The organism is Micromonospora sp. NPDC049282, assembly GCF_043197045.1.
Classification (GTDB): Bacteria; Actinomycetota; Actinomycetes; order Mycobacteriales; family Micromonosporaceae; genus Micromonospora.
Genome location: NZ_JBICSL010000008.1, coordinates 26,859 through 52,568 on the forward strand (window position 1 = coordinate 26,859; position 25,710 = coordinate 52,568).

General features: G+C 72.4%; 29 protein-coding genes. 12 read left to right on the top strand and 17 right to left on the bottom strand.

The window, feature by feature from the left end; all coding sequences use genetic code 11:
- Positions 1 to 36 precede the first annotated feature (36 nt).
- Together ACGFI2_RS14895 and ACGFI2_RS14900 are read right to left on the bottom strand one after the other, a co-directional pair.
- Positions 37 to 645, bottom strand: coding sequence for a hypothetical protein (locus ACGFI2_RS14895; protein WP_393516301.1), 609 nt, complete (start codon positions 643 to 645; stop codon positions 37 to 39).
- Positions 642 to 1,289: a helix-turn-helix domain-containing protein gene (locus ACGFI2_RS14900; RefSeq protein WP_393516304.1), complete on the bottom strand. Its 648-nt coding sequence runs from the start codon at positions 1,287 to 1,289 to the stop codon at positions 642 to 644. Before ACGFI2_RS14900 ends, ACGFI2_RS14895 begins: the two co-directional genes overlap by 4 nt.
- Positions 1,290 to 1,400: 111 nt before the next feature.
- On the opposite strand from ACGFI2_RS14900, the gene ACGFI2_RS14905 reads away from it, so the two are divergent.
- A complete protein-coding gene (locus ACGFI2_RS14905; protein ID WP_393516307.1) occupies positions 1,401 to 2,198 on the top strand; it encodes an alpha/beta fold hydrolase in 798 nt (265 codons plus the stop codon).
- A 96-nt stretch (positions 2,199 to 2,294) separates the two neighbouring features.
- Here ACGFI2_RS14905 and ACGFI2_RS14910 read toward each other — a convergent pair whose 3' ends face one another.
- The 6 genes from ACGFI2_RS14910 to mtfM form a co-directional block, all read right to left on the bottom strand.
- Positions 2,295 to 3,254: an asparaginase gene (locus tag ACGFI2_RS14910; RefSeq protein WP_393516310.1), complete on the bottom strand. Its 960-nt coding sequence runs from the start codon at positions 3,252 to 3,254 to the stop codon at positions 2,295 to 2,297.
- A gap of 94 nt (positions 3,255 to 3,348) precedes the next feature.
- The gene (locus ACGFI2_RS14915; RefSeq protein ID WP_393516313.1) at positions 3,349 to 4,176 is read right to left on the bottom strand and encodes a 3-keto-5-aminohexanoate cleavage protein; all 828 of its coding nucleotides are present in this window, start codon (positions 4,174 to 4,176) and stop codon (positions 3,349 to 3,351) included.
- 100 nt (positions 4,177 to 4,276) lie between these two features.
- Positions 4,277 to 5,386: a YgfZ/GcvT domain-containing protein gene (locus tag ACGFI2_RS14920; RefSeq protein ID WP_393516316.1), complete on the bottom strand. Its 1,110-nt coding sequence runs from the start codon at positions 5,384 to 5,386 to the stop codon at positions 4,277 to 4,279.
- The gene (locus ACGFI2_RS14925; RefSeq protein WP_393516319.1) at positions 5,383 to 5,814 is read right to left on the bottom strand and encodes a Fur family transcriptional regulator; all 432 of its coding nucleotides are present in this window, start codon (positions 5,812 to 5,814) and stop codon (positions 5,383 to 5,385) included. Before ACGFI2_RS14925 ends, ACGFI2_RS14920 begins: the two co-directional genes overlap by 4 nt.
- Positions 5,815 to 5,849: 35 nt before the next feature.
- A complete protein-coding gene (locus ACGFI2_RS14930) occupies positions 5,850 to 6,476 on the bottom strand; it encodes an FABP family protein (protein ID WP_393516322.1) in 627 nt (208 codons plus the stop codon).
- Complete coding sequence (mtfM, locus tag ACGFI2_RS14935; RefSeq protein ID WP_013288813.1) at positions 6,442 to 6,546, bottom strand: small membrane protein MtfM; 105 nt, start codon at positions 6,544 to 6,546, stop codon at positions 6,442 to 6,444. Before mtfM ends, ACGFI2_RS14930 begins: the two co-directional genes overlap by 35 nt.
- A 12-nt stretch (positions 6,547 to 6,558) precedes the next feature.
- Between mtfM and ACGFI2_RS14940 the strand changes: the two genes are divergently transcribed.
- The 3 genes from ACGFI2_RS14940 to ACGFI2_RS14950 all read left to right on the top strand — a co-directional run bounded on the left by ACGFI2_RS14940 (position 6,559) and on the right by ACGFI2_RS14950 (position 9,449).
- The gene (locus tag ACGFI2_RS14940) at positions 6,559 to 6,933 is read left to right on the top strand and encodes a DsrE family protein (RefSeq protein ID WP_393516325.1); all 375 of its coding nucleotides are present in this window, start codon (positions 6,559 to 6,561) and stop codon (positions 6,931 to 6,933) included.
- 81 nt (positions 6,934 to 7,014) lie between these two features.
- Positions 7,015 to 7,398, top strand: a complete 384-nt coding sequence (locus ACGFI2_RS14945) for an SCP2 sterol-binding domain-containing protein (RefSeq protein ID WP_393516328.1) — start codon at positions 7,015 to 7,017, stop codon at positions 7,396 to 7,398.
- The gene (locus ACGFI2_RS14950; RefSeq protein ID WP_393516331.1) at positions 7,395 to 9,449 is read left to right on the top strand and encodes a glycogen debranching N-terminal domain-containing protein; all 2,055 of its coding nucleotides are present in this window, start codon (positions 7,395 to 7,397) and stop codon (positions 9,447 to 9,449) included. The genes ACGFI2_RS14945 and ACGFI2_RS14950 overlap by 4 nt, the downstream gene beginning before the upstream one ends.
- 11 nt (positions 9,450 to 9,460) lie before the next feature.
- On the opposite strand, the gene ACGFI2_RS14955 is transcribed toward ACGFI2_RS14950, so the two are convergent.
- From ACGFI2_RS14955 to ACGFI2_RS14980, 6 genes are all read right to left on the bottom strand, one after another.
- Complete coding sequence (locus ACGFI2_RS14955; protein WP_393516334.1) at positions 9,461 to 10,309, bottom strand: hypothetical protein; 849 nt, start codon at positions 10,307 to 10,309, stop codon at positions 9,461 to 9,463.
- Positions 10,310 to 10,806: 497 nt separating this feature from the next.
- Positions 10,807 to 11,130: a DUF1416 domain-containing protein gene (locus ACGFI2_RS14960; protein ID WP_393516337.1), complete on the bottom strand. Its 324-nt coding sequence runs from the start codon at positions 11,128 to 11,130 to the stop codon at positions 10,807 to 10,809.
- A 2-nt stretch (positions 11,131 to 11,132) separates the two neighbouring features.
- Positions 11,133 to 11,981, bottom strand: coding sequence for a sulfurtransferase (locus ACGFI2_RS14965; protein ID WP_393516340.1), 849 nt, complete (start codon positions 11,979 to 11,981; stop codon positions 11,133 to 11,135).
- Positions 11,982 to 12,175: 194 nt separating this feature from the next.
- Positions 12,176 to 12,253, bottom strand: a complete 78-nt coding sequence (locus ACGFI2_RS14970; protein WP_311202345.1) for an Ms5788A family Cys-rich leader peptide — start codon at positions 12,251 to 12,253, stop codon at positions 12,176 to 12,178.
- 90 nt (positions 12,254 to 12,343) lie between these two features.
- Positions 12,344 to 13,126 carry a DUF2993 domain-containing protein gene (locus ACGFI2_RS14975; protein WP_393516343.1) on the bottom strand — a complete coding sequence of 261 codons (783 nt, stop codon included), beginning with the start codon at positions 13,124 to 13,126 and terminating at the stop codon, positions 12,344 to 12,346.
- An 82-nt stretch (positions 13,127 to 13,208) separates the two neighbouring features.
- On the bottom strand, positions 13,209 to 14,252 hold the full coding sequence (locus ACGFI2_RS14980) for a hypothetical protein (protein WP_393516346.1): 1,044 nt from the start codon (positions 14,250 to 14,252) through the stop codon (positions 13,209 to 13,211).
- Positions 14,253 to 14,497: 245 nt separating this feature from the next.
- On the opposite strand from ACGFI2_RS14980, the gene ACGFI2_RS14985 reads away from it, so the two are divergent.
- The 7 genes from ACGFI2_RS14985 to pstB all read left to right on the top strand — a co-directional run bounded on the left by ACGFI2_RS14985 (position 14,498) and on the right by pstB (position 21,536).
- Positions 14,498 to 15,217 carry a response regulator transcription factor gene (locus ACGFI2_RS14985; protein WP_217628656.1) on the top strand — a complete coding sequence of 240 codons (720 nt, stop codon included), beginning with the start codon at positions 14,498 to 14,500 and terminating at the stop codon, positions 15,215 to 15,217.
- A 139-nt stretch (positions 15,218 to 15,356) separates the two neighbouring features.
- Positions 15,357 to 16,181 carry a polysaccharide deacetylase family protein gene (locus ACGFI2_RS14990; RefSeq protein WP_393516349.1) on the top strand — a complete coding sequence of 275 codons (825 nt, stop codon included), beginning with the start codon at positions 15,357 to 15,359 and terminating at the stop codon, positions 16,179 to 16,181.
- A gap of 66 nt (positions 16,182 to 16,247) precedes the next feature.
- Positions 16,248 to 17,204, top strand: coding sequence for a mycothiol synthase (gene mshD, locus ACGFI2_RS14995; RefSeq protein ID WP_393516352.1), 957 nt, complete (start codon positions 16,248 to 16,250; stop codon positions 17,202 to 17,204).
- 225 nt (positions 17,205 to 17,429) lie between these two features.
- Entirely contained in the window at positions 17,430 to 18,527 is a 1,098-nt protein-coding gene (gene pstS / locus ACGFI2_RS15000; RefSeq protein WP_393516355.1) for a phosphate ABC transporter substrate-binding protein PstS, read from the top strand.
- Between the two features lie 38 nt (positions 18,528 to 18,565).
- A complete protein-coding gene (gene pstC, locus ACGFI2_RS15005; RefSeq protein ID WP_393516358.1) occupies positions 18,566 to 19,651 on the top strand; it encodes a phosphate ABC transporter permease subunit PstC in 1,086 nt (361 codons plus the stop codon).
- Positions 19,651 to 20,739, top strand: coding sequence for a phosphate ABC transporter permease PstA (pstA, locus tag ACGFI2_RS15010; RefSeq protein ID WP_393516361.1), 1,089 nt, complete (start codon positions 19,651 to 19,653; stop codon positions 20,737 to 20,739). Before pstC ends, pstA begins: the two co-directional genes overlap by 1 nt.
- A gap of 20 nt (positions 20,740 to 20,759) precedes the next feature.
- Positions 20,760 to 21,536, top strand: coding sequence for a phosphate ABC transporter ATP-binding protein PstB (pstB, locus tag ACGFI2_RS15015; protein ID WP_393516364.1), 777 nt, complete (start codon positions 20,760 to 20,762; stop codon positions 21,534 to 21,536).
- A 4-nt stretch (positions 21,537 to 21,540) separates the two neighbouring features.
- Here pstB and ACGFI2_RS15020 read toward each other — a convergent pair whose 3' ends face one another.
- On the bottom strand, positions 21,541 to 22,368 hold the full coding sequence (locus tag ACGFI2_RS15020; RefSeq protein WP_393516367.1) for an NUDIX hydrolase: 828 nt from the start codon (positions 22,366 to 22,368) through the stop codon (positions 21,541 to 21,543).
- A gap of 610 nt (positions 22,369 to 22,978) precedes the next feature.
- On the opposite strand from ACGFI2_RS15020, the gene ACGFI2_RS15025 reads away from it, so the two are divergent.
- Positions 22,979 to 23,947: a Gfo/Idh/MocA family protein gene (locus tag ACGFI2_RS15025; protein WP_393516370.1), complete on the top strand. Its 969-nt coding sequence runs from the start codon at positions 22,979 to 22,981 to the stop codon at positions 23,945 to 23,947.
- 41 nt (positions 23,948 to 23,988) lie between these two features.
- On the opposite strand, the gene ACGFI2_RS15030 is transcribed toward ACGFI2_RS15025, so the two are convergent.
- Both ACGFI2_RS15030 and ACGFI2_RS15035 read right to left on the bottom strand, forming a co-directional pair.
- Positions 23,989 to 24,993 (bottom strand): anion permease, encoded by a 1,005-nt coding sequence (locus ACGFI2_RS15030; protein ID WP_393516373.1) that lies wholly within the window; start codon positions 24,991 to 24,993, stop codon positions 23,989 to 23,991.
- A 4-nt stretch (positions 24,994 to 24,997) separates the two neighbouring features.
- A complete protein-coding gene (locus tag ACGFI2_RS15035) occupies positions 24,998 to 25,624 on the bottom strand; it encodes a DUF47 domain-containing protein (RefSeq protein ID WP_393516376.1) in 627 nt (208 codons plus the stop codon).
- Positions 25,625 to 25,710: the final 86 nt, after the last annotated feature.

The following is a 25,710-nucleotide window of genomic DNA, read 5'->3' on the forward strand; positions in this document are numbered from 1 at the left end:
ACAGGACGCTGTCCGGGGTCTCGGTGGGGAGTGGGATCACTCGGCGGCCGGGCGGGTCCGCTTCGTGGTCTTCGGCAGCTTCGCCGACGGCGTGGCGGCGGCCTTGGTGGCGGTCGCCTTGGTGGCCCGGGTCCGCTTCACGGCGGCCGGCTTGGCGGCCACCGCCTCGGCCACCTCGGCCGGGCTGGGCACCTCGGTCTGCGGGGCCACGGCGGCCGGCGCCGGGAGGGTCTCCTCGGTCGCCTCGATGTCCGCGTTCACCGTGTCGGCGGCCTCCAGCACGCCGGCGCCGACGACCCGCTCACCGCGGGCGACCAGCTCGGCGTACGCGGCCAGGGCGCGCTCCTGCGCGGCGTAGGCGCCGGACACCACGGCGGCGGCGTTGCGGGTGGCGGTCTCGCGGAGCTTGTCCAGGTTGGCCGCCTGGCGGAGCTGGTCGAGGTCGGCCGTCCGCAGCGTGTCGGTCGCCTTCTGGCGCAGCTCGAAGCCGGTGCCGACGGCCTTGCCGCCGAGGTCGGTGACGACCCGGGTGCCGAGACCGCTGACCACGGTGGGCAGCTTGCGCAGCTGCTCCAGGGCCAGCTCGCCGGCGCCGGCGGCGGCGTAGAGGGGGGCGGGGATGCGGTTGGTCTTCGGCTGGGTCATGACTGCTCCTCTTCGGCCGCACCGGCGGCCTTCCGGGCCGCCCGGGGGGCGGTCGTGCGTTCACGGGCGGCGGTGGTCGGTGCGGGCGCGGTGCCCGCCTCGGTGACGGCGACCGACTCGAGGACCGCCTCGGTCGGGGTGCCGTCGGGCGTCACGGGGCCGGTCGCGGCGGGCGCGACGGTGGCCGGGGCCTCGGGCGCGGCGGCTGGCTCGGCGGGCTCCGCCGGCGCACCGGGCGGCCCGCTCTGCTCCGGCGGTCCGGTCTGCTCCGCCGGTCCGGCGGTGCCGGTCGCCTCGGCGAGGCGCGCGTTCTCGCGGCGGAACGTCTCGTAGATCTGGGTGAGCGACTGCTTCTGGGCCATGGTCAGCTCGGGGTCGACCGCGATGGCCGCGAGCACGCCCTGGCCCTCCTTGTCGTCCAGCAGCCCGGCTCGCAGGTACATGGCCGGGGTGGAGACGCGCAGCGCGCTGGCGAGCTGCTGGAGCACCTCGGCGCTCGGCTTGCGCAGCCCACGCTCGATCTGGCTCAGGTAGGGATTGCTGACGCCCGCCTGCTCGGCAAGCTGACGCAGCGAGATCTTCGCGTTGCGCCGCAGGTCGCGAATGAACCCGCCGACATCGGGAAGGTCCTTGCTGGTGGCCATGACTCCACCGTAACGCGGCCTGCTAGCTGCTGCAAGCAAAGTGCTAGCCAGAGTTAGCGACGTCACGACAAGTTGGTTGCGGGCCCGGCGTCCGGCCCGTACCGTTCCGCCGTGACCAAGATCGAGATCAACGGCGCCCGGCTCGCGTACGACGAGGCCGGCGACGGCAGCGTCGTGGTGCTGCTGCACGCCGGCATCGCGGACCGGCGGATGTGGCGCGCGCAGGTGCCGGCGCTCGCCGCCCGACACCGGGTGATCGTCCCGGATCTGCGCGGCTACGGCGACTCGGAGCTGCCGCCCACCCCGTTCGCCCACCACGACGACGTGATCGGGCTGCTCGACGCGCTCGGCGTCGAGCGGGCCGCGCTGGTCGGCTGCTCGTTCGGCGGCCGGGTCGCGGTGGACACCGCGCTGGCCCACCCGGAGCGGGTGAGCGCACTGGCGCTGTTCGGCGCCGCGATCTCCGGCAACGAGTGGTCCGAGGAGACCGAACAGCTCTGGGATGAACTGGTCGGCGACGTGGACCCGGAGGACTTCGCGGCCACCGCCGCCGGCGAGGTGCGCTTCTGGGTGGTCGGGCCGACCCGACAGCCCTCGGACGTCGACTCGGAGCTGGTCCGGTTCGCCGAGGAGATGGACCGCCGGGCGCTCGCGGCGGAACAGGCGCTCAGCGCGATCGAGGTGGGCGAGCTGGACCCGCTGGCGATCGACCGGCTGCACGAGCTGCCGATGCCGGTGCTCACCGCCGCCGGCGCCGACGACCTCCCCGACATCCGCCGCCTGGCCGACCGCATCGCCGCCGAGGCCCCGCAGGGCGTACGCCTCCCCGACATCCCCGACGCCGCCCACCTGCTCCCCCTGGAGCGCCCCACCCCGGTCAACACCGCCCTGCTCACCTTCCTCCCCTGACCGACCCCGCCCGGTTCGTTGATCTTTCACTTACCGCCCCGGAGCACCACTCATAACGGGCGGACCAGGGGCCGGAAGTGCAAGATCTGGGGGTGGTCACCAGCGGGGGCGGACGGCTCCCACCGGCAGGCCGCCGCCGAGAAGTGGGAGTTCGGCGTACTCGGTGAGGATCGGGGCGCGCACGTCGAGGCGGGCCAGGGCGGAGGTCAGGACCGGCATTCGCGGGCGCGGCGCGCCGTCGTCGATCTTCAGGGCCACCGCGCCGACGTCCGGGACCGCCGCCGCCATCACACCCTCCGCGCCGATCTTGGCCAGGAGCCCGGGTACGCCGCGCATCAGCCGGGTGTCGTCGGCCTGGGTGCCGCCGACCATCTCCGGGTACGTCCGCATCGCGTCCGCCACAGTCCGCTCGACGGTGCCCGGCTCGGCGGTGACCAGCCGCAGGAAGGCGCGCGCCAGCCCGGTCAGCGAGACGGCGTGCACCGGCGCGCCACAGCCGTCCACCCCGATCGCCGCCGCCCGTTCCCCGGTGAACTCCTCGATGGTGGCGGTCAGCCGCCGCTGGAGCGGATGCTCCGGCCGCCAGTAGCCGTCCAGCGGCCAGCCGGCGGCCAGACAGGTGAGCAGCATGCCGGCGTGCTTGCCCGAGCAGTTCATCAGCACCCGCGACGGTCCCCCGCCGGCCCGCAGCACCGCCTCCCGGGCAGCCTCGCCGAACGGCAGGTCCGCCGGGCAGTGCAACGCGTCCTCGCCCAGTCCGGCGCCCCGGAGCAGGGCGACGACCCGCTCGACGTGGAACTCCTCGCCCGCGTGGCTGGCGGCGACCAGCGCCACGTCGGCCGGGTCGGTCAGCGGCAGCCCGGCCCGGAGCATGCCGATCGCCTGCATCGGCTTGTTCGACGAGCGGGGAAAGATCGGCGAGGCGACGTCACCCGCCCCGGCGACCGGCGAGCCGGCGGCGTCGAGCACCACCACGGAACCCCGGTGGACGCCCTCCACGAACCCGGACCGGACCACCTCGGCGAGCGGCACGCCACCCTCGTACGTCTTTCCCACGGGATGGACGGTACCGACGGGACGCTGCGGGCCCGCAGCGGGGTGACCTGCGACGTCGGCTCCGGCCGTACAAGGGTTGGGGCGCGTGCGCCGCTTACACGCCGAGCAGCGCGCGGGCCTCCGCGGTGGTCAGCGGCGCGCGCTGGGCGAGCTGGGCGAAGCCGACCGCCCGCGCCACGAGCTGCATGTTGGACTCCACCGGGCGACCCTTGGCGTAGGTGACCGTGTCCTCCATCCCGACCCGCAGGTGACCACCGGTGGAGAGCGAGGCCAGCATCACCGGGATGGTGCTGCGCCCGATGCCGGTGGCCGAGAACGTGGTGCCCTCCGGCAGGTCGCGCAGCATCTGCTGGGCGGCCACCAGGGTGGCGGTGGTGCCCGGCATGCCACCCGGCACGCCCATCACGAAGTCGACGTGGACGTGCCCGCCGTGCGGCAGCCCGTACTTGCCGAGCAGCCGTTGCAACGCGGTGAGGTGGCCCAGCTCGAAGATCTCGTACTCGGGGACGACTCCCCGCTCCTGCATCCGGCTGTGCAGGTCGACGATGAACTCCCAGCGGTTGAGGAACACGTCGTCACCGAAGTTGACCGTGCCCATGGTGCAGGAGGCCATGTCCGGCCCGGCGTCGAGCACGGCGAGCCGGTGGGCCTCCGGGTCGGTCACCGCGCCGCCGGAGGAGAGCTGCACGATCAGGTCGGTGCCCTCCCGCAGCGCCGTCACTGTCTCCCGCAGCCGCCCCTGGTCGAGCGTGGGCCGCGCCTCGTCGTCGCGGATGTGGACGTGGATCACGGCCGCGCCGAGCGCCTCGCACTCCTTGGCGGTCAGCAGCAGCTCGTCGAGTGTCACCGGCAGCGCCGGCACCTCCGCCTTGGCCGACTCCGCGCCGGTGGGGGCAACCGTGATCAACGTCCCTGTCGTCATGCCCGGATCCTAGACCGCCCGCCAACCGCAGGTCTTCCCGCGTGAGGGGTGTCAAGCGGGGGCCCTTCCTATGCCGGAGGCGTTAAGAAGGGACCCTTCCTTAGCTGTCGATGGCGGCGGCGCTGTCGCCCACCATCAGGCGGGCGTCGTCGGGCGTGTTGCGCTTCAGCACGGCGAGCGCGATCTGACCCAGCTCGTAGTGGTGCACCGCGGTGCCGACGAACCCGATCGTCCGGCCGTCCAGCGTCACCGGCGTGCCGGCGGTCGGCGGCTGGTCGCTGGTCACGCCGTCCAGGTGCAGCAACGCGAGCCGGCGGGGCGGTCTGCCCAGGTTGTGCACCCGGGCCACCGTCTCCTGCCCCCGGTAGCAGCCCTTGTCCAGGTGCACGGCCCGGGCGATCAGGTCCACCTCGGCGGGAATGGTCCGGTGGTCGGTGTCCACCCCGGCCCGAGCCCGGCGGGCGGCCACCCGGATCGCCTCGTACGCCCACAGCCCGGCCACCGGCACACCCGCGCCGCGCAGCCGGTCCACCACCCCGGCCATGGCCGCGCGGGGCACCAGCAGGTCGACGCCGAGCGCCACCCGCCGGGCCCAGCCGCCGGCCGGCAACGGCTTGACGTCGTACACCACGGAGGGCCGCGCGGGCAGCTCGCCGGAACGGAACTTCGGACCCGGCACCCCGACCACGTCGGGTGCGGCCAGCTCGGCGACGCCCAGCGCGGCGAGCGCGCCGGCGGCATCCGGCCCGACCAGCGACAGCAGCGCGTGTTCGGCGGTGGCGTCGCGCGGGTCGACCTTGCTGAAGAACCGCATCTTCTCCAGGTATGACAGGAGTCCGGCGGTCATCCCCGGCTCGGTGTCCAGCCAGGTGGTCTCGCCGTCCTCGGCGACCATCGCGTGCTGCTCGACGTGCCCGTTCGGGGAGAGCACCAGCAGCTCGGTGCCCTGCCACGGGGCCAACCCGGCCAGGTGCTGGCTGGTCAGCGTGTGCAGCCAGCCGATCCGCTCCTCGCCCGGAACCGCGATCACGCCCCGGTGCGAGCGGTCGACCAGGCCCACGCCGGTGGCCAGGACGCGCTGTTCGCGCATCGGGTCGCCGTAGTGCGCGGCCACCGGGGCGACCCCGGCCGCCCGGTGGGCCGGCTCGGGCTGGTCCCGGGTCTGCTCGTCGATGGCGTCGGTGGTCACCGCGCCGGCGATGTCGATCATTTGGGTTCCCCGTCCTGTACGCACCGACCGCAGACCCCGAAGAGCGCCACGTGCCCGATGTCGACCTGGAAGCCACGCTGCCCGGCCAGCTGGTCGGCGAGCGGCCGGAGCATCTCCGGGGAGATCTCGTCGATCGCCCCGCACTCCCGGCACACCAGGTGCACGTGCTGGTGCTCGCCGGCCGCGTGGTAGGTCGGCGAACCGTGCGACAGGTGGGTGTGGGTGACCAGGCCGAGCCGTTCCAGCAGCTCCAGCGTGCGGTAGATGGTGGTGATGTTGACTCCGGCCGCGACCTCACGGACCGCCGTGTGCACCTGCTCCGGGGTGGCGTGCCCCAGATCCACGACGGCCCGCAGGACCAGCTGCCGCTGCGCCGTCAGCCGCAGCCCGCGCGAGCGGAGCAGTTCCGCGAGGGAGGATTCGGACACCCTCCGATCATAGTTCGGCCGCCGCGCCGGTCCGGTCAGCCGGCCACCCGGATCAGGCGGGCCGAGAGGTGCGGGCTGAGGGGGTGGCCCATGGCGGCCATCTCCTGCGCGTAGAGCAGGGCGCCCTCGACGATGCCGAACAGGCGGGCGCCGGCGGTGACCTCCTTGGCCGTCGCGGTGCGTACGACCGCGTCGGTGGAGAACTCGATCTGGGTGCCCTTGCGCTTGCCGATGTGCAGCTCCATCACGCCGGTCGGCACGCTCATCAGCGCCTCGATCTCGTCGGTGACCCGCTCGCCGTCCAGCACCGGACGCCACCAGCCCACCTCGCGACCGGCCGGGCGGACCGGGCGGCTCTGCTCGTCCAGGATCCAGGCCCGCGACTCGTAGAGCAGAAACGGCCGGCCGTCGTGGCTGATCCGGATCTCCTGCGCGAAGTCGAAGTCCTCGACCGTCGGGAAACCGCCCCGGCCCCGGCCGCGCCACACCCCGATGTACGGCAGCAGCCCGTCCAGGCTGGGGTGCAGCTTCGGGCCGACGCGCAGGTCGTGGCTCTCCTCGTACGGGTACTCCTCGACCGGGGGAGCGTTCAGCCACGGCGGCTGGAGCGGATTCTCACTCACGGGTTCACCACTTACCTCTTGCGATTCGCACGGCGACATAGACCAGGCCACCGGCGAGCGCGCCCAGGCCGGCGACCAGCAGGCTGACGAACCCGATCTCGGTGACCATCCGGGCCATCCTATGCTGGACGGCATGGCGCGCACTCTCGTCGTCAAGGCCACCGCCGGGGCGGACGCCCCCGAGCGCTGCGCCCAGGCATTCACCGTCGCCGCCACCGCGGCCGCGGCCGGGGTGGACGTGTCGCTCTGGCTGACCGGCGAGTCCACCTGGTTCGCGCTGCCCGCTCGGGCGGAGTCGTTCGAGCTGCCGCACTCGGCGCCGCTGGGCGAGCTGCTGCACGTGATCCTCACCACCGGCCGGGTGACCGCCTGCACCCAGTGCGCCGCCCGGCGGGACATCGGCCCGGACGACGTGATCCCGGGCGTCCGGATCGCCGGGGCGGCGGTCTTCGTCGAGGAGGCGATGGCCGAGGGCGCGCAGGCCCTGGTCTACTGAACCAGCCCTCGCCAGGTCGTCCATTCTGCCCGGTGCGCCAATCCTGACCCGATTTGCCGGGCTCGCGCCTACCATTCGAATGTGAGTGAGGCGATCGAACGGTTCTTCGCGTCGTTGCCGGCGCGCGCCCCCGCCGTACTGCGCAGCCCGATCGGCGGGACCCTGCAGATCGACCTGGCCGACGGCAACCACACCGAACACTGGTACGTGACGCTGGCACCCGGGTCGGCCCGGGTGAGCCGGCAGGAGGAGCACCCGGCGGACGCCGTCCTGACCATCGGCACCCCGCTCTTCGAGGGACTGGTCACCGGCCGCGAGGCCGCGCTGGCGGCGGTGCTGCGCAACGAGGCCACGTTCAGCGGGCACGTGGTGCTGTTCCTGGCGCTCCGCCGGTTCCTACCCGACCCGCCCGGGGCCCGGGACCCGAGGGTGACCGCCCGCGAGCACGTCCGGCGGTCGGCGTGAACGAACGGGTCAACATCCTCGACGGCAACACCTTCCTGGTCAGCGACCAGCGCGGCAACATCGAGCCGTCGTACGACTTTCCCACCGGGCTGTTCTCCTTCGACACCCGGTTCATCTCGACCTGGATCCTCTCCCTCGACGGCCAAATGCTGCACGCGCTCTCCATCGACGAATCGCTCTCCTACAAGACCCGGTTCTTCATGGTCCCCGGCGAACCGACGCACTACCTGGACGCGGACGTCTCGGTGATCCGCAGCCGCTCGATCGGCGGCAGCTTCGACGAGGAGCTGACCCTGCTCAACCACTCCGAGGAGGAGAAGGAGTTCCGGCTCCGGCTCGACATCGGCTCCGACTTCGCCGACCTCTTCGAGATCAAGCACAAGCGGGAGAAGAAGGGCAGCACCACGCCGACGGTGGAGGAGAACGGACTGCGCCTCACCTACCGCCGGCAGGGGTTCCACCGGGAGACGCGGATCAGCAGCACCGCCCCGGCCGAGGTCGACCGGGGCGGGATGACGTTCCGGATCCGCATCGCGGCACACGGCGAGTGGACCACCCGACTGCACATCTCCACCATGATCTACGGGGCGCGGGGCGAGGACATCCGGGCCACCCTGCCGCTGGGCGGGCACCGCTCGGTGGCGGCCATCGAGGCCGAGCAGAACGCGCTGATCGAGCGCGCGCCCACGCTGGGCTGCGACTGCGAGCCACTGGCCGGGGCGTACCGGCGCAGCCTCACCGACCTGGCCGCACTCCGGTACGAGTCGATCACGCTCGGCGTGCGGCTGGTCGCCGCCGGCCTGCCCTGGTTCATGACGCTGTTCGGCCGGGACAGCATCTTCACCTCGCTCCAGATCCTGCCGTTCCTGCCCGAGTTGATCCAGCCGACCATCCTCATACTGGCCGGACTCCAGGGCGGGCGGATCGACGACTTCCGGGACGAGGAACCCGGCAAGATCCTGCACGAGCTGCGATACGGCGAGACCGCCGGCTTCGAGGAGCAGCCGCACTCGCCGTACTACGGCGCGGCCGACACCACCGCGCTCTTCGTGATCCTGCTCGACGAGTACGAGCGGTGGACCGGGGACTCGGCGCTGGTGCGCCAGCTCGAACAGGAGATCCGGGCCGCCCTGGCCTGGCTCGACACGTACGGGGACCTGCTCGGCACGGGTTACGTCTGGTACATGACCCGCAACCCGGAGAACGGGCTGCCGAACCAGTGCTGGAAGGACTCCCCCGACTCCATCTCCTACTCCGACGGCCGGCTGCCGCCGTTCCCCCGGGCCACCTGTGAACTACAGGGGTACGCGTACGACGCCAAGCGGCGCGGCGCCCGGATGGCCCGCGAACTCTGGGGCGACCCGGCGTACGCGGAACGGCTGGAACGCGAGGCGGCGGCGCTGAAGGAGCGGTTCAACCGCGACTTCTGGATCCCGGAACGGGAGTACTACGCGCTGGCCCTGGACCCGCAGGGACGGCAGGTGGACGCGCTCTCCTCCAACATCGGTCACCTGCTGTGGAGCGGCATCGTCGACGAGTCCCGCGCGCCGGCGATCGCCGCGCACCTGCTCGGACCGCGTCTCTTCTCCGGCTGGGGCGTGCGGACGCTCGCCGACGACCAGGGCCGCTACAACCCGATCGGCTACCACGTGGGCACGGTGTGGCCGTTCGACAACTCGATCATCGCCTGGGGCCTGTGGAAATACGGCTTCCGGCACGAGGCCGGCCAGATCACCGACGCGATGCTCAGCGCGTCCCGCTACTTCAACGGGCGGCTTCCCGAGGCGTTCGCCGGCTACGAGCGCGGTCTCATCGATTACCCGGTGGAGTATCCGACCGCGTGCAGCCCGCAGGCCTGGTCCGCCGGCACGCCCCTGCTGCTGCTGCGGGTGATGCTGGGGCTGGAGCCGCAGGGCGAGCATCTGATCATCGACCCGGCGGTGCCGCCGGGGATGGGCCGGGTGGAGCTGCTCGACATCCCGGGCCGGTGGGGACGGGTGGACGCGCTGGGCCGCAGCCGCGCCCCGCACGACGAGAACCGCCAGCACTGAGCCCTGTCGGGTCAGGACGGGCAGGGGGTGGTCACGGCCACCCGGATCCGCTCGTCGACCCGCTCCGCCAGCACCGCCGGGTCACCCGGTCGGGCGTACCGGTCGACGGAGTCCACCACCGGCGCGGCGCCGGCGCCGAACGCGGCGGCGAGCGGCTGGTCGGCCGCCGCGGCCGCCTCGGCGCGGGCGGTCCGGGCGGCTCCGCCGCCGGGGCAGGGTGCGGTCAGCACCTGGACCGCCCCGGTCGCACCGCCCCAGCGGTCCAACGCGCGGGCCAGCGCGGCGGACTCGGCGGCGGCGTCGGCGGCCGGGGCCCGGTAACCCGCGCCGACCGGACGGCAGCCGGTGGCGGCGGTCAGCAGCACCCGTCCGGGCCCGCCGGGCCGGCCCTCGATCGCCACGAAGTCGCCGGCGTCGGCGCGCAGCAGCGGCTCGCCGTCGAACGACGAGACGCCCGCCCGCCACCGCGACGGCAGCCGGTCGGCCACCTGGCGCAGCACGTCGCGGGCATCACCGCCGGCGGTCGCCACCTCGATGCCGCGCTCCAGGTCCGCGCCCCGTTCCAGCGGGGTGACCCGGCAGTCCCGCTCCAGCCGGTCCGGTAGGAGCGCCGGCACCCCGGCCGTCCCGATCGCGGCGCTGAGCGCACCGATCGCCCGGTCCACCACCGGGCCGGCCTGGTCCAGCGGGCGCTGTTCCTTGACGGTGGGCGGATCGTTGCGCACCGACCACCAGGTCAGCCCGGCGAGCAGCACGGCCCACACCACCGTGGCGGCCACCAGCCAGCGCTGCCGGCGCCGGCCGGATCCGGGCTGGTCGGGACGGGTGGGCGGGGCGTAGCCCGGCTGTACGGCACTCACCGGGTCATGGTGTCACGGCTCGGCGGCCCGCCCGGCCACGGCCCGACGCGCGGGCCGCTGCGTCGAGCGGCCCGACCACCCGGCTCCGAGATCGGGGGGCCGGGTGCGTCAGGTGGCCGGGGCCGACCGGATGTCCGGACGCCAGCTCGGCGAAGTGGCACTATCCGGCCGGCCGGGATGCCACCACTTCACCGAGCTGGTGTCGATCATTGACCGAAACCCGCCACCCGCCCTGCCTTGCACGAGATTCGACCGGAAAAAGACCCGAGGAAGGCACGACGGACGCGCAGCACCAGGTGTTCTGCGACCGGCGGCTCGGCGGGCGACGCCGCTGCGTCCGACGGGTGGCCCACCCCGGCGGCTGCACGTCCTGACCCAGCATCGGCTCGGGCCGGCCACCCCATGGGATGGGGCGACCGGCCCGAGCCGGTGCACGCGGTGCGGAGGTGTTAAGCAGGGGCCCTTCCTATACCGGAAGCGTTAACAAGGGCCCCGCCTTACGCCTTCACGGTGACGGTGACCTCGTTGATGCCACGGGCCGCGGTCACGGCGGTGTCGCCGTTGCCGTGGCGGGAGAGCGCCCGCAGCGTCCACGAGCCCGGCGCGGCGAAGAACCGGAACTGGCCGGCCGGGGACGTCACCACCTCGGCGGTGAACTCACCGGTCGAGTCGAGCAGCCGGACGTACGCGCCCGGCACGGCCTCGCCGGACTCGGCCAGCACCTGGCCGGTGATGACGGTTTCCTTCTCCAGGTCCAGGCTGGCCGGGAGCGGGGCGGCCTGATCCGGCGCGGCGCAGCCGGCAGCGGTCGGAGCGGTCATGATCACGCCTCCCCGGGCTCGTCGCCGAGGGCCACCGGCACACCGACCAGCGACCCGTACTCGGTCCAGGATCCGTCGTAGTTCTTCACGTTCTGGTGCCCGAGCAGCTCCTGGAGCACGAACCAGGTGTGCGACGAGCGCTCGCCGATCCGGCAGTAGGCGATGGTCTCCTTGCCGTCGTCCAGCCCGGCGGCGGCGTAGATCCTGCGCAGCTCGTCGTCGGACTTGAACGTGCCGTCCTCGTTGGCCGCCTTGGACCACGGCACGCTGATCGCGGTCGGCACGTGCCCGGCCCGCTGCGCCTGCTCCTGCGGGAGGTGGGCCGGGGCGAGCAGCCGGCCGGCGTACTCGTCGGGGCTGCGCACGTCGACCAGGTTCTTGGTGCCGATGGCGTCGACCACCTCGTCGCGGAACGCGCGGATCGAGGTGTCCGGCGACTGCGCGACGTACTGCGTCGCCGGGCGGGTCACCGCGTCCTTGACCAGCGGACGGGCGTCCAGCTCCCACTTCTTGCGGCCGCCGTCGAGCAGCTTGACGTCGCGGTGGCCGTAGAGCTTGAAGTACCAGTACGCGTACGCGGCGAACCAGTTGTTGTTGCCGCCGTAGAGGATGACGGTGTCGTCGTTGCCGACGCCCCGCTCGGAGAGCAGGGCCGCGAACTGTTCCTGGTTGACGAAGTCCCGGCGGATCTGGTCCTGCAGGTCGGTCTTCCAGTCGAGCTTGATCGCGCCGGCGATGTGGCCGGTGTCGTAGGCCGAGGTGTCCTCGTCGACCTCGACGAAGACGACGCCCGGGGCGTCGAGGTTCTTCTCGGCCCACTCGGCCGAGACGAGTGCGGTGTCGCGACTCATCAGATCACTCCCTGGTGAGGATGGGTGGTGAGCCTGCGCGCGGAGATCGAAGTCGGTGGTTGTCGCACCACGCGCGGGACCCAGAGCTAGGAACGGATCACGGGTACGTGCGACGGCGCCGCTGCCGGGCGTTCAGGGGGTGTTACGGACCCTTGGTGCCGATGGCCGCTAGGCGGCCGAAGACAGCCCCGCCGTCAGATGACGGGGCGACACAGGCAGGTGGCCACGCGGCACAGGTCGACCGCGCGCCGTTTGGTGAGGAGGGTCCCCATGGGGTGCGACACTACCAGCCGGACCGGCGTGCGCCACCGGTCCGACCAGCATGCGAGATGCGGGGCACGTCAGCTCGGGCAGGCCGGCTTTCAGCCCGCGGAGTTGATCGGGACGTCCTTGGCGTCCGCGGTGACCACCAGGCCCTCCGGCCTCGGCTCAACCTTGCGGAGGTTGAGCTGGAACGGCAGCTCCGGCAGCGGCACGTCGATCGAGATGCTCTTGGCGTAGTTGGCCAGCAGCGTCCGCGCCAGCGCCACGTTCGGCAGACCCTCGGCGGTGAGGTCGTCGAAGCGCAGCGCCACCTTGCCGCCGGCCACGGTCAGGTCGGCGGTGCCGTTGACGGTCAGCTTGACGCCGAGGATGTCCACCGGGGCGGTCACCACCAGCTTGCCGTCCCGCTCCCCGAGCGTCAGGCCGGGCCGCTTGATCAGCTTGACCAGGCTGTCGTAGGTGACGGTGCCCCGCCCGTCGACGCTCTCGGCCACCACGTCGCCCTGACCGGAGCGGAGCGTGTCCAGCGACGCGGTCACGTTGCGGGCGTCCACGTCCAGCCGGGGCACGTCCACCGCGCCGCCCTGCACGTTGCCCTTCACGTCGGTCAGCTGGATCGAGATGTGCTCGTACTTCCCGGCGAGCACCTGGTTGAGGAACGGGAAGCCACCCACCTCGACCTTGGGCGCGGCGGACTGCGCGTCCTGCTTGGTGAGCTCCTGCCGTACCTGGTCGGCGATGGCCCGCTCGGCCACCCCGGCCGCCACCCGGTCGGCGACGACCAGCAGCCCGGCCAGCACCAGCAGCAGGACGACGAAACCGATCAGCACCTTCCGGCCCCGGCGACGGGGCCGGTCCTCTGCCGGGTACGCCTCTGCCACGCCGCCTCCAGTCCTCGCCGCCGTCACCGCGTCTCGCGGCGCAACCGTACTTACCCGAGGCGAGACCTCCTCAACCGGGCACTCAGAGGAAGAGCACACACATGGCGTACGCGGCGGGCGCGGCGAGCGCGAAGCCGCCCAGCGGCCCCTGCATGTGCCGGGCGACCCACATGGTCGGCGCCTCACCGGCCATCAGCCGGCCCGCCTCGGCGTACCCGACGGCGAGGTCGGCCAGCACGGCGGTGGCCGCGGTGACCACCCCGACCAGCGCGGCGCTGGTCGGGGTGAAGCCGACCAGGTAGGAGCCGAGCACGGCGCTGGTCAGCGTGCCGAGCATGGCGCCCACCACCACGCCGGCCGCGCCGCGGGGCACCTGCGGGGCGAGCCGGGGCCACGGCGCCACCGCGTCGGTCAGCCGCGCCACCAGCAGGGCCACTCCGGCGGCGGTGAGGCAGACCGTGATCGCCTGGGTGCCCTTGGGGATCCGGCTGAGCACGATCAGCGAGGCGAACGCGACCACCCCCACCACGATGAGCAGGGTGCCGCCCAGCGAGTCGGTGACCCGGACCCGGTCCACCCGGCGGACGAGCTGCCCGAGCACGCCGAGCACGAGCCCGGCGACCGCGGCGTATCCGAGCGGGGCCAGGCCGGCGATGTCCGACTGCACGGCGGCGATGTCGGCGATCGCCGCGGTGCCGGCGCTGACCAGCGCGACGACCAGCAGCGCGGGCGGTCGCATGGCCATCGTCCAGGCGAGCACGTAAAGCAGTTGGACGCCGAAGATGATCACGGCGAACGGCAGCCGGTGCCCCGGGCCGGCGGTCTGCGCCCCGAGCACCAGGCCGACGCCGAGCAGCGCGGCGAAGCCGGCCACCGTCAGCGCCAGCGGCCGGCGGAACTCCACCGGCGGCACCTCCTCCTCGGGCGCCTCGTCCGGGGCGTCGTCCGGGCGCCGGCCGGGGCCGCCCTTGCGGAGCCGGCGGGGGCCCTTACGCGCACGCGGCTCCTCCTCGGCCGGCCCGGTGCGCGGGGCGGGCGGGTAGCCACGGGCGGGGCCGGACGGCCCGGAGGACGGGCCGTCGGCCCACGGTTCACGACCGGCATCGCGCGAGGTGGAGGGAAACACGCCCCGATCGTGCCAGACCCGGGCGGCTCGGCGGAGGTCACGGTTTCGGCAACGTTAAAACCTGCGCCTCGATCGAGGGCAGAAAGGGCAAACGGGAAAAGGCGCGAAGGTGACGGCGGGGCCATCGGTTACGCTCACCCCGTTACCCCGCCCGTCAGCGACGCCGGGACCCACGCAAGTTCACAGCGCCGCCCCACCCGGGTGTGCCGCTGGTCGCGCGCGGCCGAAGGGCCGCCGGGACGGAGGTGATCGTGGAGCTCCTGCTGCTCGTGACCGCACGGGCGGGTGAGCCGTCGGCGGTGTTGCCGGCACTCGACCTGCTGCCGCACTCGGTGCGCACCGCACCCCGTGACGTGCGCACGCTGGTTTCCGGTCCGACCCCGGACGCCGTCCTGGTGGACGCCCGCTCCGAGTTGAGCGAGGCGCGGGCCACCTGCCGGATGCTGCACGCCACCGGGCTCGGCGTGCCGCTGGTCGCGGTGGTCACCGAGGCCGGCCTGATCGCGCTGAACGCCGACTGGGGCGTGGACGACGTCATCCTCGCCGCGGCCGGCCCGGCCGAGGTGGAGGCCCGGCTGCGGCTCGCGGTCGGCCGGCTGAGCAACGCCGTCGCCGGCGCGGGCGGCTCGATCCGGGCCGGTGAGCTGAACATCGACCCGGACACCTACGCCGCGAAGCTGAAGGGCCGGCCGCTCGACCTGACCTACAAGGAGTTCGAGCTGTTGAAGTTCCTCGCCCAGCACCCGGGGCGCGTGTTCACCCGGGACCAGCTGCTGCGTGAGGTCTGGGGATACGACTACTTCGGCGGCACCCGCACGGTCGACGTGCACGTCCGGCGGCTGCGCGCAAAGCTCGGCTCGGAGTACGAGTCGATGATCGGCACGGTCCGCCAGGTCGGTTACAAGTTCGTGGTGCCGCCGTCGCGCTCGCTGCCCGAGTCGGAGCCCGCCCCGCTGCCGGTCTGAGACCCAGCCGGGGGCACTTTTCCTGTATGCCCCATTTGCACCTTGAGTCGCCCATATCCTGACTGACGGATTCGTCAGGGCTGAGGGGGCCAACGGTGCGTGCGGTGACCACGGGGGCGGCGAACGGCCGGTACCACTGATGTCCGGCTCGACGCTGAAGACGGCGGCGGTCGTGACCGCGGTGCTCGCCGGGCTGCTGGCCTCCGCGTACGCGCTGGGCCGCAGCCTGGTTCCCGAGCAGCACCCGTCGACCGCCGGCGCGACCACCTCGGCACACGGACCGCGCTACGCCGACCAGCCGCCGAGCGACGACCCCGGCACGCCGAGCCCGGACGCCACTCCGGACACGGCCGACGGCACGGGTCCGTACGGCGCGCACGTCAGCACCGGCTCCTCCCGGGTCGCGCTGACCTTCGACGACGGCCCCGACCCCCGGTGGACGCCACAGGTGCTCGCCCTGCTGAGCCAGTACGGCGTGAAGGCCACGTTCTGCGTCGTCGGCGAGAACGCCGAGAGCTACCCGGACCTGGTCCGGTCGATCGCGGCCGAGGGGCACACCCTGTGCAACCACTCCTGGAAGCACGACGTCAACCTCGGCAAACGCAGCCCGGAGACGATCCGGGCGGACCTGAGACGCACCAACGACGCGATCCTGGCCGCCGTCCCGAACGCCCATGTCGCCTACTACCGCCAGCCGGGCGGCGTCTGGACGCCGCAGGTGATGTCGACCTGCGCGAACCTGGGTCTCACCCCGCTGCACTGGAGCGTCGACCCCTCGGACTGGAAGGCGCCGGGCGCCACCGCCATCGAGCGGACGGTCCGTTCGCAGACCGAGCCGGGCTCGATCGTGCTGATGCACGACGCGGGCGGGGACCGCTCCGGCACGGTCACCGCGTTGCAGCGGCTGCTGCCCGAACTGTTGGGCCGGTTCGAGCTGGAGCCGCTGCCCACCGGCGCCGCGTGACGAGCGCCACCGCCCACCACGCCGCTCTGCCGCGAACGACGGCCCGCCGGCCGCTACCGTGACTGGATGAGCAGCACCGAGCCGACGAGCGGTGACGGACCCGGCACGGCGACGCCGGGCGACCGGGTGACACCCGCCGACCGACTGACGGCGCCCGAGGTGGCCGAGGTGTTGGCGCTGGCCCGGGTGGCCGGCGACGCGGACGGCGCCGACCCGCTCGACGAGCACGTGCTGCTGCGGATGCGCGACCCGGAGGCGCCGGCCGTGCACCTCACCGCCCGCGCGTCCGACGGGACCCTGACCGGGTACGCGCACCTCGACACCACCACCCCGGCCGAGGGCGTCGGCGTGGAGCTGGTGGTGCACCCGGCGTACCGGCGGCGGGGCACCGGCCGGGCGTTGGCCCGGGGCGTGCTGGCCGCCGCCTCGGGGCCGCTGCGCGCCTGGGCGCGCGGCGATCATCCGTCGGCCGCCGCGCTCGCGGTCGACCTGGGCTTCGCCCGCACGCGGGTGCTCTGGCAGCTGCGCCGCCCGCTGACCGCCGCGCCGCCCGAGCCGAACCTGCCCGAGGGCGTCGAGCTGCGGGCGTTCCGACCCGGCCAGGACGACGAGGCCTGGCTGGCGGTCAACAACGCCGCGTTCGCCCAGCATCCCGAGCAGGGCCGGTGGACCCTCGACGACCTGCGCGTACGTTTCGCCGAGCCGTGGTTCGACCCGGCCGGTTTCCTGCTCGCGGTGGACTCCGCGACCGGCCGGCTGCTCGGCTTCCACTGGACCAAGGTGCACGAGCGGCAGGGGTCGGCCCGGATCGGCGAGGTCTACGTGCTCGGTGTCGACCCGTCGGTCCACCGCGGCGGGCTCGGCCGGGCGCTCACCGCCGCCGGCCTGATCCACCTGCACGACCGGCGCGGGCTGGACCGGGTGATGCTCTACGTCGACGAGAGCAACGCCGGTGCGGTGGCGCTCTACGAGCGGCTCGGCTTCGCCCGCTGGTCCGCGCACGTCACCTACCAGCGGGGCTGACAACCGGGGAAATCGCCCTCGACGGCGCTCGCGGGTCGCCGGTTCACGAACTGGACAGTCCCCCCTCAGCGGACGGCCATCTGATCGGACGAACGTGTTCATCCTGCGTTCACTTCCGACCGGCGAACCGTCCACCTGGCTCTCCTAACTTTCACGTCAGCCGGTCGGTGCCGGCCCCCGGCACCCCGGGCGACCTGACCGAAGACGTGAAGGGAAACCCCTGAAGTGAAGCTCCAGCGGCACGGCGCCATCGCCTGTCTCGCTCTTACCGCGGTTCTCGGTCTCAGCGCCTGCGGCTCGGACAACAACGAGCCGGCCTCTGCCTCCGGCTCCACCGCGGCCGTCGACTGCGGTAAGGGCACGCTGAACGCGCAGGGCTCCTCCGCGCAGAAGAACGCCATGGCCGAGTGGATCAAGGCGTACCAGCAGAAGTGCTCCGGCACCACGATCAACTACGAGCCGAGCGGCTCCGGCGCCGGCATCCAGGCGTTCATCGCCGGCACCGCCGACTTCGCCGGCTCCGACTCCGCGCTCAAGCCGGAGGAACAGCCGCAGGCGGACGCGAAGTGCGTCGGTGGCCAGGCCCTCAACCTGCCGATGGTGATCGGCCCGGTCGCGGTGGTCTACAACGTCAGCGGCGCGGACAACCTCCAGTTCAGCCCGGCCACCCTGGCGAAGATCTTCGCCGGCAAGGTGACCAGGTGGGACGACGCGGCGATCAAGGCCGACAACCCGGACGCCAAGCTGCCGTCGGCCGCGATCCAGGCCGTCCACCGCTCCGACGAGTCGGGCACCACCGACAACTTCACCAAGTACCTCTCCAAGACCGCCGAGGCGGACTGGACGCTCGGCAACGCCAAGGCATGGAAGGCGCCGGGCGGCGTCGGCGCGGCCAAGTCCGACGGTGTGGCCAGCAAGGTCAAGAGCACCGACGGCACCATCAGCTACGTCGAGCTGTCGTACGCCGAGAACTCCGGGCTGAAGATGGCCAAGGTCAAGAACGGCGCCGGCGAGTTCACCGAGCTGACCGCCGACTCGGCCGGCAAGACCATCGCCGGGGCCACGTTCGAGGGCCAGGGCAACGACCTCAAGATGTCGATCGACTACAACACCAAGGAGGCCGGGGCCTACCCGATCGTCCTGGCGACCTACGAGATCGTCTGTAGCAAGGGCCTCGCCGCCGACAAGCTGCCGCTGGTCAAGGGCCTGCTCGGTCACGCCGCCAGCGCCGAGGGCCAGCAGGAGCTGGTCGAGCTGGGCTACGCCCCGCTGCCGGACGCCGTCCGCACCAAGGTCGAGGCCGCGGTCAAGAGCCTCTCCTGACGCCCCGAACGACTCCTCAACGCGAAGCGAGCGAGCAGATGGGTGACACCCCTCAGCGCTCGGCGCACGCCGGCACCGGCGGGACTCCCGTGGCCACGAGCCACGAGCGGCCCGCCGGTGCCTCGGCGCGTGTGGCCGAACGCTCCGGCAACCCCGGCCGCCCCGGCGGCGAACTCGGCGGGGGCGGCGGCCTGCCCCGCGCCCGGGCCTTCGGCGCGGAACGCGCGTTCCGCGGTCTGACCCTGGCCGCCGGCACCACCGTGCTGGTGATCATCGCGGCCATCGCGATCTTCCTGATCGCCAAGGCCGTGCCGGCGCTGCGGGCCGACACCGAGTCGTTCTGGACCTTCGAAGGCTGGTTCCCCAACGACGACCCGCCGAAGTTCGGCATCGGGGCGCTCGCCTTCGGCACGGTCCTGAGCTCGCTGCTGGCGCTGCTCGTGGCGGTGCCGGTCGCGCTGGGCATCGCCCTCTACCTGACGCACTACGCCCCGCGCCGGCTCGGCAACGGCCTGGGCTTCCTGATCGACCTGCTGGCCGCCGTGCCGAGCGTGGTCTTCGGCCTCTGGGGCCGCGACTACTTCGCCGGACCGGTCGCCGACCTCTCCGCCTGGCTGAACAACTACTTCGGCTGGATCCCGATCTTCGGCGACGGCCCGTACGGGAACTCGATCCTGCTCGGCTCCCTGGTGCTGGCGATCATGGTGCTGCCGATCGTCACCTCGCTCTCCCGCGAGGTGTTCCGGCAGACCCCGACCGCCAACGAGGAGGCCGCGCTCGCGCTCGGCGCCACCCGCTGGGAGATGATCCGTACCGCGGTCCTGCCGTACGGCCGGCCCGGCGTCATCGCCGCGGTGATGCTGGGCCTGGGCCGCGCGCTCGGCGAGACCATCGCGCTGGCACTGACGCTCGGCTCGACCTACGCCATCTCGTTCAACATCCTGCAGAGCGGCGGCAACTCGATCGCCGCCAACATCGCCAACCGGTTCGCCGAGGCGAACGACACCGGCCGGGGCGCGCTGATCGCCTCCGGCCTGGTGCTCTTCGCGATCACGCTGATCGTCAACATCACCGCGCGGGCGATCATCTACCGGCGGCGCGAGTTCACGGAGTCGGCTGCCTGATGACCACCACTCTCCCCACCCGTCGCCCGCGCCCGCCGGCCCAGCCGGCCACGCTGCGGGCCCGACGGCTTCCCGCGTACGCCGCGCCCGCCGTCGCCGTCGCGGCGCTGCTGGTCGCGACCGGCCTCGTCTACGGCGCCGGCATCGGCGGTCCGGTCCTGGTCGTGGTGCTCGGCGCGCTGCTCTACCTGGTCGGTCTCTTCGCCGCCGCGAACGCGGTGGAGGGCCGCCGGTCCGCCCGCAACCGGACCTGGAGCGCGCTGATCCACTCCGCCTTCGTGCTGGCCGTGCTGCCGCTGGCCTCGGTGGTCTGGACCCTGGTCAGCAAGGGCTCCGAGCGGCTGGACGGCAACTTCTTCGGCACCTCGATGAACAACATCGGGGCGCGGGACGCCAACGGCGGCGCCTACCACGCGATCGTCGGCACGCTGGAGCAGGTCGGCATCGCCGCGCTGATCACCGTGCCGCTCGGCGTGCTCTGCGCGATCTACGTGGTCGAGTACGGCCGGGGCCGGTTCGCGTTCACCATCCGCTTCTTCGTGGACGTGATGACCGGCATCCCGTCGATCGTCACCGGCCTGTTCGTGCTGGCCTTCTGGGTGCTGGTCGTCTCACCCTGGTTCAACGACGGCCGGCCGAGCTTCTCCGGCTTCGCCGCCGCGCTGGCGTTGAGCGTGCTCATGCTGCCCACCGTGGTGCGGTCCACCGAGGAGATGCTCCGGCTGGTGCCGGCGCCGCTGCGCGAGGGCGCGTACGCGCTCGGCGTACCGAAGTGGAAGACCATCCTGCGGGTCGTGCTGCCGACCGCGCTGCCCGGCATCGTCACCGGCATCATGCTCGCGGTCGCGCGGGCCGCCGGTGAGACCGCGCCGGTGCTGCTCGTCGCCGGCGGCGGCGCGGCGATCAACGTCAACCCGTTCGAGAACAACCAGTCGTCGCTGGCCCTCTTCGTCTACCAGCAGGCCGGCGAGGCGTCGAAGTACTCGCCGGCGCGGGCGTGGACCGCGGCGTTGACCCTGGTCGCGCTCGTCCTCGTCCTGACCGTCGCGGCCAAGCTGCTGGCCCGTCGAAACCAGCTCGGCCGATGAACCCCGGAGGTACCGCCACCATGGCCAAGCGTGTCGAAGCCGCCAACGTGACCGCCTACTACGGCGGTTTCAAGGCGATCGAGAACATCAACCTGACCGTCGAGCCGAAGACCGTGACCGCCCTGATCGGCCCGTCCGGCTGCGGCAAGTCGACCTTCCTGCGGTCCATCAACCGGATGCACGAGGTGCTGCCCGGCGCCCGGGTCGAGGGCAACCTGACCATCGACGGGCAGGACATCTACGACCGTGACGTCGACGTCACCGCGGTCCGCCGGATGATCGGCATGGTGTTCCAGCGCCCGAACCCGTTCCCCACCATGAGCATCTTCGAGAACGTGGTGGCCGGGCTGAAGCTCAACGGTGTCCGGCGCAAGTCGATCCTGGAGGAGGCGGCCGAGAAGGCGCTCCGCTCGGCGAACCTGTGGGACGAGGTGAAGGACCGGCTCGGCAAGCCCGGCGCCGGCCTCTCCGGCGGTCAGCAGCAGCGGCTCTGCATCGCCCGGACCATCGCGGTCGAGCCGCAGGTGGTGCTGATGGACGAGCCGTGCTCGGCGCTGGACCCGATCTCCACGCTGGCCATCGAGGACCTGATGTTCCAGCTCAAGGACAAGTTCACCATCATCATCGTCACGCACAACATGCAGCAGGCGGCGCGGGTGTCCGACCGTACCGCCTTCTTCTCGATCGAGAAGACCGGCGACCCGGGCCGGCTGATCGAGTACGACAACACCCAGAAGATCTTCAGCAACCCCACCCGGAAAAAGACCGAGGACTACATCACCGGCCGCTTCGGCTGAGGCGTCAGCGCAACACGAAGCGCGGCGCGGCGGAGTCGAGGCCCTCGATGCGGGGCAGGATCGGCGTACCCGGGTCTCGGTCCGCCGCCGCGCGCGCCACGCCCGCGAGGTCGCCGGCGGCGGCGATCTCGCGGAGCGTGACCATGGTCGGCGGCAGCATGGTCAGCTCGCCCGCCTCCGCCCGGGCCAGCGCGTCCGCCGGGCGCAGCCACAGCGTGTGGTCGGCCTCGCCGGAGACGTCGCGGGTCCGCTGTCCCTCGGGCAGCAGGGCGACGAAGAAGTACGTGTCGAAGCGGCGCGGCTCGAACTCCGGCGTGATCCACCGGGTCCACGGCAGCAGCAGGTCCGACCGGAGCGTGAGCCCGCGCCCGGCCAGCAGGTCGGCGAAGCCGGTACGCCGGCCCACCAGGTCCTGCCGGGCGGCCTCCCACTCGTCGCCACTGACGTCGCCGACCACGGTGTCGCCGTCCGGGCCGGCCAGCAGCACGCCCGCCTCCTCGAAGACCTCGCGGGCGGCGGCGCAGACCACCGCCTGCGCGTCCGCCGGGGCGAGCCGGAACCGCTCACCCCAGGCCGCCGGCTCCGGCCCGGCCCACCCGAGGTGCGCCTCCGAGTCGGACCGGTCCACCCCGCCACCGGGGAAGGCGTACATCCCGCCGAACGTCATCGCCGCCACCCGCCGGATCAGGTAGACCTCGAAGTCGTCGCCGGCCGGGCGGAGCAGCAGCACGGTGGCGGCGACCCGGGGCACCGACGGCACGCCACCCTCGGCGTGGAAGCGGCGGGCATGCTCCACCAGGGCGGGGGGTGCGGCGAAGCCGTCGATCGTCATGCGCCGAGCCTAGTTCCCGGCCGGGCAGCCCGGCCGGGTCGGATCCCGTCGCGCATCCGGGCCGTGCGCGTGGCCGGCCGGGTCGGCGCGATGCTCCGGCGACTCCGGATGCCGGCGGGCCGGCCGCTGCGCGGTCGAGCGGCGTTGACCGAGACGGCGCCGAACTCGTAACCCTGCGTGATAAGCCGCCGCCTCGCCTGTGTCACCTCGTGCCGCCTTTGCTCTGCAGCCAATCGCGCATCAGCGACCGGCAGTGACTGCTGCGGTGAGGGCTGCAGAGCAAAGGCAGCCACAGGGACCACGGGCAGGAGACGAAAGCGGGAGCTATGTCCGTTAGGAGCGCTATATGGGCGCCATCTCGGCAATGAGCCCGCCGATGGCATGACTCTCCGCAACCCTCACGTTCCGTGTTCGAGGCAGGGTCGAAGGTCGTCCGATCGCGACCGACGTGTGCAGGCCAACCGACCGGCCGCCCCGGCTCACCGCAACCTGAGCGCCATCGCCCGGGCCTCGTGGCGCGTGTTCGTCGCGGAGGTCCCGGGCCGGTCCTGACATCCCGACGGGTGGATCACCCGCTCGGCCGCGTGACCGGCCGGGATAGCGTGCCGGCATGACGCGTTGGGGAATCCTGGCCACCGGACACATCGCCACCTGCTTCGCCACGGACCTGCGGCTTGCGCCGGGGGCCGAGCTGGTGGCGGTCGGGTCGCGTACCCGGGAGAGCGCCGAGGCGTTCGCGCGGCGGCACGACGTGCCGCGGGCGTACGCCTCCTGGGCCGAACTGGCCGCGGACCCGGACCTGGACGCGATCTACGTGGCGACGCCGCACGCCGCGCACCACGAGGCGGCGCTGGCCTGCCTGGCCGGCGGCAAGGCCGTGCTGGTGGAGAAGCCCTGCACGCTGGACCTGCCCACCACGATCGAGCTGGTGGAGACGGCGCGCGCCCGCGGCCTCTTCTTCATGGAGGCCATGTGGATGCGGACGAACCCGCTGGTCCTGCGGCTGCTGGAGCTGATCCGCGACGGCGCGATCGGTGAGGTCACCCACGTCCGGGCCGACTTCGGGGCGGCCGGGCCGTTCCCGCCCGAGCACCGGATGCGGAATCGGGAGCTGGGCGGCGGCGCGCTGCTCGACCTCGGCGTCTACCCGCTGGGCCTGGCCCATCTGGTGCTCGGCACGCCGCAGCACGTGCAGGCGTGGGCACGGTTGAGCCCGGAGGCGGTGGACGAGAACACCGGCATCGTCCTCGGCTGGGACTCCGGCGCGGTGGCGACGCTGAGCTGCGGCATGGTCGGCGCCACTGCGATCACCGCGTCGATCACCGGCACCACCGGCCGGATCGACCTGCCCGAGCCGTTCTTCCGGCCCGGGTCCGCGGTGCTGCACCGGCTCGGCGCCGAACCGGAGACGATCCCGGCGGACCTGACCGGCGGCGGTTACCAGTACGAGGCGATCGAGGTGGGGCGCTGCCTCGCGGCCGGGCTGACCGAGAGCCCGTTGGTGCCGCACGCCGCCACGCTGGAGATCATGACCCTGGTCGACGACATCAAGGCCCGGATCGGCGTCTCCTACGCGTGAGGGGTTCCCGCCACGGCGGGAACCCCTCGACGTGGCCGCGCTCAGAACAAGGGCCGGACCAGCAGGTACGCGAGGCAGGCGATGGCCGCCGCCGCCGGGAACGTGATGATCCAGGCGATCACGATGTTGCCGGCCACGTTCCAGCGGACCGCGGAAAGCCGCTTGGTCGAGCCCACGCCCATGATCGCCGAGGTGATCGTGTGGGTGGTGGAGATCGGCGCCTTGAGCACCAGGGCGTTGAAGTAGAGCACCGCGCTGGCCACGGTCTCGGCCGCGAAGCCCTCGGCCGGGCCCAGGTCGATGATCTTCCGGCCCAGGGTACGGATGATCCGCCAGCCGCCCGCGTACGTGCCGAGCGCCAGCATCGTCGCGGAGGTCCAGAAGACCCAGCCCGGGATGTGCGTCTTGCTCTCCTGGAAACCGCCGGTGTAGAGCGCCAGCACGACGATGCCCATGGTCTTGGCGGCGTCCTGCATGCCGTGACCGACGGACATGGCGGCGGCGGACACGGTCTGCGCCAAGCGGAAGCCGCGGCTGAGCTTGCCCGGCTGCCCCTTCCGGAACAGCCACATGATCGCCAGCATCACCAGGAAGCCGAGGATCAGGCCGACCACCGGCGAGAGCACCATCGGGATCAGGATCTTCTCCACGATGTTGCCCCACTGGACGATGCCGTCGGCGGCGAACAGGGTCGCGCCGACCAGGCCGCCGAAGAGGGCGTGCGAGGAGGAGGACGGCAGTCCGAAGTACCAGGTGATCAGGTTCCAGGCGATCGCGCCGAGCACGCCGGCGAAGACCACGCCGAGGCTCTCCACCCCGGTCGGGAGCGAGACCAGTCCGTCGCCGACCGTCTTGGCGACCCCGGCGCCGAAGTGCGCGCCGACGAAGTTGCCGACGGCGGCCAGGCCGAGCGCGATCCGGGGGGTCAGCGCCCGGGTCGAGATGCTGGTCGCGATCGCGTTGGCCGCGTCATGGAAGCCGTTCGTGTAGTCGAACGCCATGGCGACCGCGATCACCGCCAGCACGGCGATGAGTTCGGGGCTCACAGGATCAGGACTCCTTGACCGCGATGGTCTCGACGGTGTTGGCGACGTGCTCGAAGGCGTCGCAGGCGGCCTCCAGCTCGTCGGCCACCTCCTTCATCTTCAGCACGGTCAGCGCGTCGTACTCACCGGAGAAGAGGCGGACGAGCAGCATCCGGTAGGCCTGGTCGCCGTCGTTCTCCAGCCGGTTGCACTCGATCCAGTAGTCCTCGAGATCCTTCATCGACTTCAGCCGGGGCATCGCCTCGGCAGTGAGCTTGGCCTGCAGGTCGAGCACGTTGACCAGCTCGTGCAGCTCGCGCGGCAGCGACGGGAGCTTGGTGAGGCCGTACAGGTAGAGCAGGTTGCCGACCGCTTCCAGGTGGTCCATCACGTCGTCGAGCAGCGAGCCCAGCCGGTAGATGTCCTCGCGGTCGAACGGGGTGATGAAGGTGGAGTTGATCTTCTTGTAGAGCTCGTGGGTGATCTGGTCGCTGTCGTGCTCGATATCGGTCAGCCGCTCGCTGATCGACTGCACGTCGGAGTTGGGCAGACCCAACTCGTTGAGCAGCTCGGTCCCCTTCACCAGGTTCTGCGCGGCCCTGGTGAAGAGCTCGTAGAAGGCGCCCTCGGTGGGACGGAAGGAAAACTTCACAGCACGGACCTCGTCGTGTCGGTGGAAGGTGGCGTCGCCCCGTTAGGCGCCTGCTCTGGGCATGCTAGGGACCCGGTGGAATCGGG